Source organism: Pseudomonas chlororaphis subsp. aurantiaca, assembly GCF_013466605.1.
Taxonomy (GTDB): domain Bacteria; phylum Pseudomonadota; class Gammaproteobacteria; order Pseudomonadales; family Pseudomonadaceae; genus Aquipseudomonas; species Aquipseudomonas chlororaphis_I.
Window position 1 is genome coordinate 539,657 of record NZ_CP059162.1, and the last position, 14,045, is coordinate 553,701.

General features: G+C 62.5%; 12 protein-coding genes and 1 pseudogene. 4 read left to right on the forward strand and 9 right to left on the reverse strand.

The window, feature by feature from the left end; all coding sequences use genetic code 11:
* Positions 1–5 precede the first annotated feature (5 nt).
* The 3 genes from H0I86_RS02410 to H0I86_RS02420 are packed head-to-tail and all read right to left on the reverse strand — an operon-like array spanning position 6 to position 1,763.
* Positions 6–266 (reverse strand): phosphopantetheine-binding protein, encoded by a 261-nt coding sequence (locus H0I86_RS02410; RefSeq protein ID WP_007926834.1) that lies wholly within the window; start codon positions 264–266, stop codon positions 6–8.
* Positions 241–1,056, reverse strand: coding sequence for a lysophospholipid acyltransferase family protein (locus H0I86_RS02415; protein ID WP_016704468.1), 816 nt, complete (start codon positions 1,054–1,056; stop codon positions 241–243). Before H0I86_RS02415 ends, H0I86_RS02410 begins: the two co-directional genes overlap by 26 nt.
* Positions 1,032–1,763, reverse strand: a complete 732-nt coding sequence (locus H0I86_RS02420) for a beta-ketoacyl synthase chain length factor (RefSeq protein ID WP_180923860.1) — start codon at positions 1,761–1,763, stop codon at positions 1,032–1,034. The genes H0I86_RS02415 and H0I86_RS02420 overlap by 25 nt, the downstream gene beginning before the upstream one ends.
* Before the next feature lie 288 nt (positions 1,764–2,051).
* On the opposite strand from H0I86_RS02420, the gene H0I86_RS02425 reads away from it, so the two are divergent.
* Positions 2,052–3,212, forward strand: coding sequence for an IS30 family transposase (locus H0I86_RS02425; RefSeq protein WP_180923861.1), 1,161 nt, complete (start codon positions 2,052–2,054; stop codon positions 3,210–3,212).
* 115 nt (positions 3,213–3,327) lie between these two features.
* Positions 3,328–4,098, forward strand: coding sequence for a ParA family protein (locus tag H0I86_RS02430; RefSeq protein ID WP_007926828.1), 771 nt, complete (start codon positions 3,328–3,330; stop codon positions 4,096–4,098).
* Positions 4,099–4,143: 45 nt separating this feature from the next.
* Here the strand turns inward: H0I86_RS02430 and trxC are convergent, their stop codons facing one another.
* A complete protein-coding gene (gene trxC / locus H0I86_RS02435; RefSeq protein ID WP_180923864.1) occupies positions 4,144–4,578 on the reverse strand; it encodes a thioredoxin TrxC in 435 nt (144 codons plus the stop codon).
* 225 nt (positions 4,579–4,803) lie between these two features.
* Between trxC and H0I86_RS02440 the strand changes: the two genes are divergently transcribed.
* Together H0I86_RS02440 and H0I86_RS02445 are read left to right on the forward strand one after the other, a co-directional pair.
* On the forward strand, positions 4,804–5,100 hold the full coding sequence (locus H0I86_RS02440) for a type II toxin-antitoxin system HigB family toxin (protein WP_023970158.1): 297 nt from the start codon (positions 4,804–4,806) through the stop codon (positions 5,098–5,100).
* Positions 5,097–5,498, forward strand: a complete 402-nt coding sequence (locus H0I86_RS02445) for a helix-turn-helix domain-containing protein (RefSeq protein ID WP_023970159.1) — start codon at positions 5,097–5,099, stop codon at positions 5,496–5,498. The genes H0I86_RS02440 and H0I86_RS02445 overlap by 4 nt, the downstream gene beginning before the upstream one ends.
* Positions 5,499–5,502: 4 nt before the next feature.
* Here H0I86_RS02445 and selO read toward each other — a convergent pair whose 3' ends face one another.
* The 5 genes and pseudogenes from selO to H0I86_RS32420 all read right to left on the reverse strand — a co-directional run.
* Positions 5,503–6,966: a protein adenylyltransferase SelO gene (gene selO, locus H0I86_RS02450; RefSeq protein ID WP_180923865.1), complete on the reverse strand. Its 1,464-nt coding sequence runs from the start codon at positions 6,964–6,966 to the stop codon at positions 5,503–5,505.
* A gap of 48 nt (positions 6,967–7,014) precedes the next feature.
* A complete protein-coding gene (gene mscK, locus H0I86_RS02455) occupies positions 7,015–10,365 on the reverse strand; it encodes a mechanosensitive channel MscK (protein WP_180923867.1) in 3,351 nt (1,116 codons plus the stop codon).
* 35 nt (positions 10,366–10,400) lie between these two features.
* Positions 10,401–12,143, reverse strand: coding sequence for a potassium/proton antiporter (locus H0I86_RS02460; RefSeq protein ID WP_007926822.1), 1,743 nt, complete (start codon positions 12,141–12,143; stop codon positions 10,401–10,403).
* Between the two features lie 221 nt (positions 12,144–12,364).
* Complete coding sequence (locus H0I86_RS32415) at positions 12,365–13,237, reverse strand: methyl-accepting chemotaxis protein (RefSeq protein ID WP_373369417.1); 873 nt, start codon at positions 13,235–13,237, stop codon at positions 12,365–12,367.
* Between the two features lie 30 nt (positions 13,238–13,267).
* Positions 13,268–13,990: pseudogene (locus H0I86_RS32420) on the reverse strand (MCP four helix bundle domain-containing protein); the annotation flags it as partial.
* Between the last annotated feature and the right edge of the window lie 55 nt (positions 13,991–14,045).

Here is a 14,045-nt window from a genome sequence, read left to right on the forward strand (position 1 = left end):
CGGTCTCAAGCTGCCTGCTTTGCAGTGACGAACGCCGCAAGGCTCGCCACGTTGGTGAAGTGGTTGCGGGTGTCCTTGGCGTCGGCGTCGATCTTGATGCCGTAGCGTTTCTGGATCGCCAGGCCCAGCTCCAGGGCGTCGACCGAGTCCAGGCCCAGGCCTTCACCGAAGAGCGTCTGCTCGTTGCCGATGTCTTGCACGCTGATGTCTTCGAGGCCCAGGGCATCGATGATCAGCATTTTAATTTCCTGGTGCAGATCGCTCATCTTCGGCGAGCTCCTTAATGAAGTAGTGATGCAAGTAATCGTTGAGCTTGCGCGAGGCCTGCGGTGCGGGGCCTTGGGCGGCAAAGGCATACGGGTCTATATCGGCTCCGACGCGAAAACTGAAGTGCACGCGGCGCATCGGGATGCGATACCAGGGTTCGGCCTTGGTCAGGGTGGTCGGGCTGACCTTGATGACCACCGGGGTGATGATTCTCGCACCCCGCAAGGCGATTGCCGCGCCCCCCCGATGAAAGGCCGGCGCCTGGCCTGGCGGGGTGCGGGTGCCCTCGGGGAAGATCACCAGGGTCTGGCCATTGCGCAGGGCTTCGCCGGCGGCGTCGAGCATGTCCATGCTGCCGTCGTTGCTGATGTATTCGGCTTCGCGTATCGGGCCGCGGGTAAAGGGGTTCTGCCACAGGCTCTGCTTGACCACGCAGTTGGCGTTGCGCACCAGGCCGATGAGGAACACCACGTCGATCAGCGACGGGTGGTTGGCAATGATCATTTGTCCGGGGCGGCCGAGCTTTTCCGCGCCTTCGACGTCATAGGTCAGCACGCCGCTGCGGGCCATGAAGCGGATGAACAGCCAGAACAGCCGGCCAATGGTGCGACGCGCGCGCTGGCGATGCGCTTCGGCGTCGCCGGGCAGGCAGGCGAGCAGCGGGAAAATCACCAGGCGCAGGCACAGGCCACCGAGGCCGAACAAGGCAAAGCTCGCCGCGGTGGCGACCAGGCGCCAGTAGTAGGCGTCGCGGGGTTTTGTGTTTACAGGTTGCGTTGCCAGTTCCATACACGGTTCTTCCAAGCATGTTGGCAGGAGGTCTGCTCGCCGAGCAGGGTACGCAAGAGATTCAGGGCATGGGGCCACTCGGCGCGTGGCGCTTCCTCGGTGGCGGTCCCGAGCGTCAGTTGCCACTGCTTGCCGGGGGTCAGCAACAGGCCCACCGCATAGGGGAACGGCACGTCGTCGATCCAGGTGGCATAGGCGGCGGGCGGCTGCTCTTCGGTGACCACCAGCAGCACTGCCTGAGCGCCTTCCTCAAGCAGCGCCGCGGCCTCTAGCATGCCGTGTTCGAGGCCGTCGCCAGCGGCGGCGAGGGCGGTCATTTCACTGGTTTCACCACGCATGATCGACCACAGGCCGATCACCGCGTTGTGCACCGAGAGGCTGAACTGGGTCGGGGACAACGGCTGGTCGGCCGCCAGGTCGCTGAGGATGTCGAAGGTCCGCGGCGTTTCGCCATGCCGGGAAATAAAGACCAACGGTAGTTGTTCCAGGCCTTCGGCCAGCGGCCAGCCCACGCTGAAGGCCATGCGCGCCAGACGGCTGAGACGCCGGCGTTGCATGGCCGGTAGAAACGATACGTCGGGGGCGGCATCGCTGCTCTCGAGCACGACCGGTTGTCGGCGCCAGGCCTGCCAATCGTCCACGCTTTCGAGCCCAGGGGCCCACGCGCGCCATTGAGCGATGTTGAAGTTGATCACTTGAAAATTCATCCCGCCCCTGCGGGCTTACTTGACGTGGTCAGGCGTTTCGATCGAAGACTCACCTGGCACGGAGCTACAGCCGAGTGGCGCGCATTATCCCGGTGTGACTGGCAGGTAGCAAACATTGGTTATGTTTCACTCAGTGGAAATGACCCATTCGACAGGAAAAAAGTGTCATTTGGCCATTATTGAGTGGCGCCGGGCGGGGAGGCGCAGACTTTCAGAAAGTCTAGGCTGTGGATTCAACCGGTCGACGCAACACAACTAAATTCTGTGTGAGCAGAAGGAGTGTTGCAGATGAAGCAGAGACCTCGGATCTATTACACCGAAAGCCAGAAAAAACTGATGTGGGATCACTGGCGGAAAGGCGACTCTCTCCAGCAGATCGCCCAACTATTTGATCGAAACCACTCATCGATACAGCGCATCTTGGCGGAGACCGGGGGGATCAGACCCGCTGTACGGCGCAGGTCCAGATTGGCGCTGACGTTGGCTGAACGCGAAGAGATTTCGCGTTCAGTAGTGGCAGGTAACTCGATCCGTTCCATAGCAACGCAGCTAGGGCGAGCAGCCTCGACCATCAGCCGTGAGATCAGACGCAACGGTGGCCAAGGATGCTACCGGGCAAATCAGGCTGATCAGGCGGCTTGGGATCGGGCACATCGACCCAAGGTCTGCAAGCTTGTTGAGAACCGAGCGGTGGCGCAAATTGTTGCAGACAAGCTTCAATTGCAGTGGTCACCGGAACAAATTGCCGGCTGGCTGAAGCGCACCTACCCGGACGATACGAGCTATCAGGTGTCACACGAGACGATCTATCGCACCCTCTTCATACAGGCTCGCGGGGCTCTGAAGAAGGAGTTGCTTGAGCATTTACGGCGAACACGAGCCATGCGTCGCTCGCGCCATCACACGCAGAAGAAAGAAAATCACGGTCGAATCACAGACGCGGTATCGATCCGCGAACGCCCGGCCACGGCTGAGGATCGGGCGGTGCCAGGTCACTGGGAGGGTGACCTGCTGTGCGGTAGCAGGAACAGCCAAATTGCCACTCTTGTGGAGCGTCATACCCGTTACGTAATGCTGGTGAAGTTGGCCGGTAAGGACACCGAGACGGTCATCAGCGCCCTGATCGAAAACGCCCGCGAACTCCCCGAGGAACTCTACCAATCGCTGACGTGGGATCGCGGCAAAGAGATGGCGGACCATAAACGTTTTACGGTGGCTACCGACATCAAAGTCTACTTCTGCGACCCTCATCGTCCCTGGCAACGGGGATCAAATGAGAACACCAACGGGTTGTTAAGACAGTACTTCCCGAAAGGGACCGACCTTGCGGAGCACTCGCAAGCCACGCTCAATGAAGTAGCAAGGCAGCTGAACAGCCGTCCTCGGAAAACCCTAAACTACGAAACGCCCGCTGAACGATTTAGCCAATCTGTTGCATCGACCGGTTGAATCCACAGCCGATTCCGGTCATTGGAACTGACTTGGCGGTCTGCCGTCAGCGAGGTAGCGAAGCAGCGCTGCTCGCTACTACACTCGGTGATCTTTGATGCAGGGAGGTTCTGACATGCGGCGCGTGGTGTTCAATCAGAAAGGGGGAGTTGGTAAGTCGAGCATTGCCTGCAATCTGGCGGCTGTGAGCGCCAGCGAAGGGTATCGCACGCTGCTGGTGGACCTGGATGCCCAGGCCAACTCCACTCAATACCTCACCGGCCTGACCGGCGACGACATCCCCATGGGGATCGCCGACTTCTTCAAGCAGACCCTGTCTTCCGGACCGTTCTCGAAGAAGAACCAGGTCGACATCTACGAAACGCCGTTCGACAACCTGCACGTGGTAACGGCCACCGCCGAGCTGGCGGATCTGCAGCCCAAGCTTGAGGCGAAGCACAAGATCAACAAGCTGCGCAAACTGCTGGACGAATTGGCCGAGGACTACGACCGGATCTACCTCGACACCCCGCCGGCCCTGAATTTCTACGCGGTTTCGGCGCTGATTGCCGCCGATCGGGTGCTGATTCCCTTTGACTGCGACAGCTTTTCCCGTCAGGCGCTGTACGGCCTGCTGGCTGAAATCGAAGAGCTCAAGGACGACCACAACGAGGACTTGCAGGTCGAAGGCATCGTGGTCAACCAGTTCCAGGCCCGCGCCAGCCTGCCCCAGCAGATGCTCGATGAACTGATCGCCGAAGGCCTGCCGGTCTTGCCGGTGTACCTGGCCAGTTCGGTGCGCATGCGTGAATCCCACCAGGCCAGCCTGCCACTGATCCACCTCGACCCTCGGCACAAGCTGACCCAGCAATTCGTCGACCTGCACAACCTGCTGGAAAGCGCCTGACCCTCTTCTGTAGGAGCGAGGCTCAAGGCGATTTCGAAATAGCGGTCAGATGCCCTGGCTGCGCAACCAGCTCATCAGTTGCGGTAACGGGAAGGCGCCACTCTGGCGTGCCACTTCCCGTCCGTTCTTGAACAGAATCAGGCTCGGAATCGAGCGGATTCCCAACTGCGCCGACAGTTGCTGGTTGGCCTCGCTGTCGAGCTTGGCCAGCCGGCACTTGCCCGCCAATTGCGCCGCCGCCTGCTTGAATACCGGCGCGAAGGATTTACACGGCCCGCACCAATCTGCCCAGACATCCACCAGCAACGGCAGGTCACCCTTGATCTGGCTGGCATAGTCGCCTTGTTTCAGTTCGAAAGGCTGGTTCAGCAACACCTGGCCTTTGCAGCGCCCGCATTTGGGCTGGTCGCCCAGGCGCTCGGCGGGGATGCGGTTCAACCCATTGCAATGGGGGCAGGGGATCAGCAGTGGATCGGACATGAGAGGGCTCCGGGATAAGTGGGCGATGGTCTCGATCTGGAGTCTGCAGGGCGATTTATCAAGCTGTTGCATGCGCTCATACATCTTTGCGCGGCAACTGTCTGCCCGGTTCTAGGCTGGAGAGAGGCAATGCTCCGTGCCATTGGTCCGAGAGCATATATAGCAACTTGCGATAAGTTGTCTCACCCCCTAGGCTGCTATAGCAGTATGCGATAAGGACTTTGCATGCGCGTAATCACGGCTAAACGAATTTGGGATGCCAAGGAAAAATGGCCGCACTCGGCCAAGGCGCTGGATGATTGGTATCGCGCACTTAAGCGCAATCGGCTTGCGGATTTTGCCGCGATGAAGGCGATGTTTCCGGCGGTGGACAAGGTCGGACCACTGCATGTGTTCGATATCGGTGGCAACAAGATACGGCTGATTGCATTGGTCCGTTACACGACGCAAAAGCTCTATATCCGCCATGTGTTGGACCACCGTGAATATGACCGGGGCAAGTGGAAGGAGGATCGAGGATGAGTGCGCTGATCGAACAAGTGGCCGAACACTGGCAGTTCGTTGCGCCGTTGCTGCGCAAGCCGAAAACCGAGGCTGATTACGACAGGCTGGTTCAGGCCCTTGACGAGTTGCTGGACCTGACAGGGGAAGATGAGGCCCATCCTCTCAACAGCCTGGTGGACATCATTGGGGACTGGATCGAGGCCTATGACCTTGAGCATCGCCCGATGCCTGTCGCCAGCGGAGTAGATGTGTTGCGCTACATGATGCGCGAACACGGTCTGACCCAGAGCGACCTGCCCGGCGTTGGCGCGCAGTCGGTAGTCTCGGAGATCCTGAGCGGCAAGCGTCAGCTCAACCTGCGGCAGATCCGCTGGCTGGCCGCACGTTTCAAGGTTTCGATGGAAACCTTTATCTGACCCCTCAGGACGAGCAACTGATTTCCAGGTGCTTGCCCCATTCGGGCGGTCGTTCGGCGTAGCTGTCCATGCCGGCCTGTTGTTCGAACGGCTTGCTCAGCACCGCGTGCAGGCGGCGCACCTCGGAGTAATCCCCTTGCTCGGCGGCATCGATGGCCTTCTGTGCCAGGTAATTGCGCAGGATGTACAGCGGGTTGACCGCGTGCATGCGCGCGCGGCGCAGGTCCTGGCCCTGGACCGGATCGCGGGCGACCCGGGCCTTGTACAGATCGGCCCAGGCATCGAAGCCCTGGCGGTCGACGAAGTCGTCGCGCAGCCGGGCCACGGCCAGTTCAGCTGATTCATCCCCCAGGCGGCGGAAAAACAGGCTGTAGTCCACGCCGCTGCCCTGCATCAGTTGCAGCAGGCGCTCCACCAGCTTCTGATCCTCGTTTTCGGCGCTGGTCAGGCCGAGGCGGCGGCGCATCAGGTCCAGGTAATGGGCCTGGAACAGCGGCAGGAACAGGCCGAGGGTTTCCCGCAGGGCCTCGACACTGATGAACGGCGTCAGCGCCTGGGCCAGGGCGCTGAGGTTCCACTGGCCGATCGGCACCTGGTTGCTGAACGAGTAGCGCCCCTGGTCGTCGGAATGGTTGCAGATGAAATGCGCATCGAAGTCGTCGAGGAAGGCGAACGGCCCGAAGTCGAAGGTCACGCCGAGGATCGACATGTTGTCGGTGTTCATCACCCCGTGGCAGAAACCGTAGGCCTGCCACTTGGCGATCAGTTCGGCATTGCGCTCGACCACCTCGCGGAACATCGCCAGGTAGGGTTCCGGTTGCTCCAGGCACTCGGGGAAGTGCATCGCCAGCACGTGCTCGGCCAGCTGTTTCTGCTGCTCGGGGCGTTTTGTGTAATAGAAGTATTCGAAGTGGCCGAAGCGGACATGGCTGGGCGACATGCGCAGCAACATTGCTGCGCGTTCCTGCTTCTCGCGCCAGACCGGGGTGTCGGAGCCGATCACGCACAGCGCCCGGGTGGTCGGAATGCCCAGGGCGTGCAGCGCCTCGGAAGCGAGGAACTCACGGATCGACGAACGCAGTACGGCGCGACCATCGCCCATGCGCGAGTAGGGGGTCTGGCCGGCGCCCTTGAGGTGCAGGTCCCAGTGCTCGCCGGCGGCGTTGTACACCTCGCCCAGCAGCAAGCCGCGACCATCGCCCAGCTGGGGGTTGTAGGAGCCGAACTGATGCCCGGAATAGACCATCGCCCGAGGCTCGGCTTCAGCCCACAGCTTGTGCCCGCCGAACAGCTCGGCGAACACCGGGCTTTCGGCGGCCTCGGGGTCCAGGTCCAGCAGCGCCATGGCCGCCGGGCTGGCCACCACCAGGCGTGGGCGGTCGATCGGCTCGGGCAGTACATGGGTTGAGAACGCGTCGCCCAGGCGGGCGAAGCGATTGTCGAAGCTCAGTTCGTCGAGGGCTTTCAACGGCCATCTCCAGCAGAATGTCCGAGCATTCTGCTAGGGATAGCGCCCTTAGTCGAGCCTGCTGGAGGGCGGTTCCTGCAGCGGTTTGCCGTCGGGCAGCGGGACTATGGTCTTGGTCTCCGGCTCGATGGGCACCATCTTGTATTCCTGGCCATGCAGGTTCTTCAGGTAGACCTCCATCTGGCGGAACGAGATGTTGATGTGCTGCTTCTTGAACTCGCGGTTGATGAAGCGGTTGACCTCGTCGAGCACCGGGTTGCGGTCCCCCAACTCGCGCACGTGCATGCGCAGTTCGTGGTCCAGGGTGCTTTCGCCGAAGTTGAGGAAGTACACATGGGGCTCGGGTTCTTTCAGTACCCGCGGGTTATCGCGGGCCGCCTTGAGTAGCAGCTCCTTGACCAGGTCCAGGTCCGAGCCGTAGTCGACGCCGAGCTTGAGGGTCACCCGGGTGACGGTGTCGGTCAGCGACCAGTTGATCAGTTGCCCGGTGATGAAGGTCTGGTTCGGGACGATGATGTCCTTGCGATCGAAGTCGGTGATGGTGGTGGCGCGGATGCGGATCTTGCTCACTGTGCCCGACAGGTTGCCGATGGTGATGGTGTCGCCGATGCGCACCGGCCGCTCGAACAGGATGATGATGCCGGAGATGAAGTTGGCGAAGATCGCCTGCATGCCGAAACCCAGGCCCACCGACAGCGCAGCCACCAGCCATTGCAACTTGTCCCAGCTGACGCCGAGGGTCGACAGGGTCGAGACGAAGCCGACGCCGGCAATCACATAGGACAGCAGCGTGGTGGTCGCGTAGGCGCTGCCCTGGGCCAGGTTCAGCCTGGACAGTACCAGCACTTCCAGCAGCCCCGGCAGGTTGCGCGCCAGGGCGAAGGTGATGCCGACGATGATCAGCGCGCCGAGCATGTCGCCGATGCTGATGGGCACCATGCTCATGTTGGCGCCTGTACCGCTGGTGTATTCGTAGAGGGTGATGTTGTCCAGGTAGGAGAACACGCTGATCAGGTCCGACCAGACCCAGTACAGCCCGGCCATGAAACCACCGAGCAGGGCCAGGCGGATCAGGCGCAGGGACTGTTCGTTGACCTTCTCGATGTCCAGGGTCGGCTCTTCGACCACCGCTTCGCCGTCGCCGGCTTCCTTGGCGGCCTGGCGTTTGGCCAGGGCCCGCTGGTAGGCCAGGCGACGGGCGGCGACGCCCAGCCCGCGGACGAAAGTGGCTTCGATCACCAGCCAGAACATCAGCAGGTACAGGGTATTGATCAGGCGGTCGCTGAGCTTCAGCGCGGTGTAGTAGTAGCCGAAGCACACGGCGATGAACAAGGCGATCGGCAGCGCGGTGAACAGCACTGCCACCGCCTTGCGGAACAGCGAGGCGTTCTGGTGCGTCGGGCTGCTCAGCAACAGGCGGCTGAGCAGCCAGGCCATCAGGGCGTAGCAGGTCAGGACCACGGCGATGCCGAGCACGTCATCGGCCAGCGCCGCCGGTTGATGTTCGGCCACGGCGACCACCGCCACCAGGGCCATGACCACCAGCCCGAGGCGACGGATCCAGCCCTGGAGGAACTCGACCTGGGGCTTCTCCCAGCGGAAGTGCAGTTCCGCCACGCCGCCAGGGGCGAGGATCCGGTAGGCGGTATAGAACACCAGCCAGGCCTGGGCCATCTGCAGCAGCGCCGCGCCGAGGTTGGCGTTCTGCCCGCGGGCGTCGATCTGCAAGGCCAGGCCGCACAGCGCGAGCCCAAGGGCGACCGGCATCGCCAGCAGGATGTTGACCAGGATTGCCTGCGGCGTGTGCCATTGGCTGTCGCGCTTGAAGTGACCGATGTCCTTGTGAACCTTGTTCAGGCGCAGGTACAGGTTCTTGCGCCGCCACAGCAGGGCCGCGATCAGCAACAGCAATGGCAGGAACAGCAGCGGCCGTTGCGCCAGGCCGTCGGCCAGCTCGCTCAGGCTGGACGACCAGGGCAGGGTGGTGACCTGTTTTGTCAGGCGCAGCGGTATGGTCTGCAGCCATTCGCTGTCCAGCGGCTTATTGCTGGGAATCCAGAACATCTGTTCGTCGAGGGTCGCGCGCAGGCTTTGCGAGGTACTCAGCAGTTGCTTCTGATTGAGCTGCAGGGTGATGGATTCGTTGAGCAGCGCGCTCAGCTCGCGGCTCAGGCGTTCCAGCAGGTCGGCGCGGGTGATGGCCAGGTCCAGCAGGGTTTTGCGCAGCTGCGGGGTGACCTGCTCGGACGGCTGGGTAGCCAGCAGGTTGTCGACGTAACTGCTGGGGCTGCTGATCAGCTCGCGTTGCTGGTTGACCTCGAACTGATACAGGCGGATGTCGGCGATCTGGTCGGCCAGGTCGCGGTCGAGCCGCAAGTGCGGCAGCGCCTGCTTCTGTTTATAGAGGATCTTCGACAGCAGCAGGCTGCCCTTGAGCACGCTGATCTGCTCGTCCAGCGCGGCATCGCTCTGGGTCACACTGTCGAGTTGCTGCTTGGTCTGCAGGTTCTGCTGGGTCAGCTCGTTGAGGCGGTCGGTGCTTTTGAGCAGGTAGTCGGAGAGCTTCAGGTTGGCCGCGCTTTCGGTGGCCAGGAGGCTGCTGCTGCCGGCCTTTTGCGCTTCGATCGATTGCTGGGTGACGGTTTCCTGGGACTGGGCCAGGCGCTTCTGGTTGATCAGGGTCTGCAGGTCCTGGATTTCCTGCTCCAGGCGGGCGGTCTTTTCCATCAGCAGGTCGTGCTGGCTGTTGCCCAGGTCCTGCAGCTGGCTGTTGCCGGCCAGTTCCTGGCGGCGCAGCGGGATCAGCGCGTTGATCGCCGCCAGTTCGGCATTGAGCTGATTGCGCTGGTCGGCGTTGATCGGCTTGCCGGCGTCCTTGCCGTTCTTGAGGATCGTATTGATCTGCTGGGTGCGGGTCTGGCTGCTACTGATCTCGGCCTGGGCGCGCTCGGGGCGGGTCTGCGCGGTAATGGCCAGGCTGTTGGCCTCGGCCAGGGCCTTCTGCATGTCACCCTGCTGGGTGGTGCGCTCGGTCAGCAGCTGTTCGAGCTGCGACACCGGCAGGTTGGCGTAACGCTGGGCCACCGGCACCACCTTGGTGGCCTTCAGGCGGGTCAGCTCGCGCTGGTTCTCGCTGGTCTGGCGCGGGGCGTTGCTCAGCTGCTGCTTGAGATCGTTCAGGCGCTGCTCGTAATCCTGCTTGTTCGACAGCTGGGTCAGCGTCTGTTGCAGCACCGCTTGCAGGGCCTTTTGATCGGCCTCCGGCAATTTGCGCTCGGCGATTTTATCCAGGCTCTGCTGGACGGACTCGGCACTGGGCGGCTCGGCCGCTTGCAGTGGGCCGACAGAAAGGCTCAGGCCCAGCAGGGCAATGGCGAAAAGGGTACGCAGGATTGGCATAAAGACCGGTCAAGCTGGATGAGAAGTTAGGCAGTTTAGAGGAAGAGTCCGGGGCCCGGGCGACTTCCTTCGGGGAATCTGACGCCCACTTTGCTGATCTTGTTCCCCTCCATCACGGCAACCGTCCAGATGGTGTTGTTCCATTCCACCTGGTCGCCGACCACCGGGGCGCCCCCCACTTTCTGGGTGATGAAGCGGCTCAGTGGCATGTCCGGATCGAGCCCTTCGAGTTTCAGCCCGTACAGCGCCGAAACCGCGCCCAGCTGGGCGTCGCCTTCGAGAACGAAGTCGCCGAAGAAGCGCAGATCGAGGCCTCGTTGCGGGGCCTGGCTGAAGAGTTTTCCGAGGGCTGGCAGGTTGTGTTCATGGCCGATGACACAGAGCAAATCATCGGCTTCCAGCACCGTACTACCCGACGGATGGAGCAGTTGCTGGTGGCGAAACAGGGCGGCGATACGGGTGCCTTCGGGCATTTTCAGTTCGCGCAACGCTGCGCCGATGCACCATTTTTCCGCGCCAAGGCGGTAGACGAACAGCTCCCATTCGCTGGTGACATGCACTTCCAGGGCGGCGCGGGAGATCGGCGCCGGTTCCGGTGGCACCGTGACTTTCAGCAGCTTGGCGACCCACGGCAGGCTGGTGCCCTGCACCAGCAGGGACACCAGCACGATAAAGAAGGCCAGGTTGAAGTACAGCTGGGCCTCGGGCAGCCCGGCCATCAGCGGGAACACCGCGAGAATGATCGGTACCGCGCCGCGCAGGCCAACCCAGGAAATAAAGGCTTTCTCACGGCCGTGGAAGGCCTTGAATGGCAACAGGCCAACCATCACCGACAGCGGGCGGGCGAACAGGATCATCCACAGCGCCAGGCCCAGCGCCGGCAGGGCGATGGGCAGCAGGTCGTGGGGCGTGACCAGCAGGCCGAGCACCAGGAACATGCCGATCTGCGACAGCCAGGCCATGCCGTCGAGCATATGCAGGATGCCATGGCGGCTGCGCACCGGGCGGTTGCCGATCACCAGGCCGCACAGGTACACCGCGAGGAAGCCGCTGCCGTGCAGGGCGTTGGTCAGGGCGAAGACCACCAGGCCGCCGGCGATCACCAGGATCGGGTACAGGCCGGTGGCCAGGTTGATGCGGTTCACCAGTTGCAGCATCAGCCAGCCGCCGCTCAGGCCGATCAGGCCGCCGATGCCGAACTCGCGCAGCAGGTGCCCCAGCAGGCTCCAGTGCAGGCCGGTCTGGCCGCTGGCGAGCATGTCGATCAGGGTGACGGTGAGGAACACCGCCATCGGGTCGTTACTGCCCGACTCGATCTCCAGGCTGGCGGTGACCCGCTCGTTCAGGCCCTTGCCGCCCAGCAGCGAGAACACCGCCGCGGCGTCGGTGGAGCCGACGATGGCGCCGATCAGCAGGCCCTGGATCAGGTTCAGGTCGAACAGCCAGGCGGCCGCCATGCCGGTCAGGCCGGTGGTGATCATCACGCCGACGGTGGCCAGCGACAACGCGGGCCACAAGGCCACGCGGAAGCTCGAGACCCGGGTGCGCAGGCCGCCGTCGAGGAGAATCACCGCGAGTGCGAGATTGCCCACCAGGTAGGCGGTCGGGTAGTTGTTGAAAATGATGCCGCCGCCGTCGACGCCAGCGGCCATGCCCACGGCCAGGATGATCACCAGGATCGGGATACCGAGGCGGGACGAAAGGGAACTCACCAGAATGCTCGCACCTACCAGCAACGCGCCGATCAAGAACAGGCTGTTGATGGTCGTCGCATTCAAAGGCAGTACTCCAGAAGCAGAAAGGCGGGCACAAACTGACCATGCAGTCTGCGTGCCAGCGATTCTAACCTGTTGAAATACGATGCTGTCAAAAAGCTTTTGCGCCTGTTTGCAGGCGGCAAAAAATCGTCGCCTGGCGCCGGTCACCGACGGACTTCATGCCAATCCGTAGTGGCTGGCGCAGGTGGCGATCGCGGCTGTTGGCGACTGGGTGTGGGGCCCTACAAAGTGAACCGCGCCACCATGCTGTTCAGGTCCACGGCCAGGCGTGACAGCTCGTGGCTGGCCTCGCTGGTCTGGTTGGCGCCGGTGGCCGATTGCACCGACAGGTCGCGGATGTTCACCAGGTTGCGGTCCACTTCGCGGGCCACCAGGGCCTGCTCCTCGGCGGCGCTGGCGATGACCAGGTTGCGCTCGTTGATCTCGTTGACCGCGGTGTTGATGGTGTCCAGGGCACCGCCGGCGCCACGGGCGATGCTCAGGGTCGAGTCGGCGCGCTCGGTGCTGGTGCGCATCGACTCGACGGCGTGCTCGGTGCCGCTCTGGATGCTGCCGATCATGCGCTCGATTTCACTGGTCGACTGCTGGGTGCGGTGGGCCAGGGCGCGCACTTCATCGGCGACCACGGCGAAGCCGCGTCCGGCATCGCCAGCCCGGGCGGCTTCTATCGCGGCGTTCAAGGCCAGCAGGTTGGTCTGGTCGGCCAGGCCGCGGATCACGTCCAGCACCTTGCCGATATCGCGCGACTCCTCGGCCAGTTCGCTGATCCTGTTGGCCGAGCTCTGAACTTCGCTGCTCATGAGCTCTATGGCGCTGACGGTTTCGCGCACCAGGTTGCGGCCTTCGCTGGCCGACTGGGTGGCGTCGTTCGAAGCCTCGGCGGTGCTCACGGCGTTGCGTGCGACTTCTTCGACGGCGCAGGTCATCTCGTTCACGGCGGTGGCCGCCTGTTCGATTTCGTTGTTCTGCTGGGTCAGGCCGCGGGCGCTTTCGTCGGTGACGCTGTTCAGCTCTTCGGCGGCCGAGGCCAGCTGGCCGGCGGATCCGGAAATATGCAGCAGGGTCTGGCGCAGTTTTTCCTGCATGGTCGCCATGGCCTGCAACAGGCGCCCGGGTTCGTCGCGGCCGTTGACCTGGATGCTCTGGGTGAGGTCGCCTTCGGCGATGTGTTCCGCGGCATGCAAGGCGTTGGCGATGGGCTGGGCAATGCTGCGGGTCAGCAACCAGGCAAACACCACGGTCAGGGTGGTGGACAGGACCAGCAGGGCCACCACCAGGTTGAATGCCGAGGCGTATTCCTCGGCGGCCTGCTCGTTGGCGGCCTTGGAGCGCTGGCTGTTGATCTGTACCAGCAGGTTCAGGACCTTGTTGATCTGCTGCGAGTTCTTCATCAGTTCGTTGTTCAGCATCTCTTGCAGTTCGCCCAGCTGGTTGTTGCGCGACAGCTCTTTGATGCGTTCTTCGAGCTTGCGGTATTCGGCCAGCAGCTTGAGGTAGTGGTCGTAGGCTTCGCTCTCTTCCGGGCTGCTGACCAGCTTTTCATAGGTGGTGCGGATTTTTTCGATCTGCTGGTTGCCCAGTTCGAGCGACTCGCGGGTCTTGGCCTGCACCTCGGGACCGCGGTTGATCAGCAGACGATAGGACAGCACCTGCAGCCGCAGCATCTGCTGGGTGAACTCGTCGATGCTCTGGATGCTGGGCATGTTGTCGGTGGAGATGGTGACGGTCGCTGCGCGAATCTTGCTCATCTGGTTCAGGGCGAAAATGCCCAGGAACAGCATCAGGCAGCCGATGAATGCAAAGCCGAGAAATGCCCTCGGTGCGATGTTCATGTTGCGAAGAGACATGGGGATCTACCTCAAGAGTGCGCAATCCATGCCGCGGTGGTTGATAGGGCTCCCC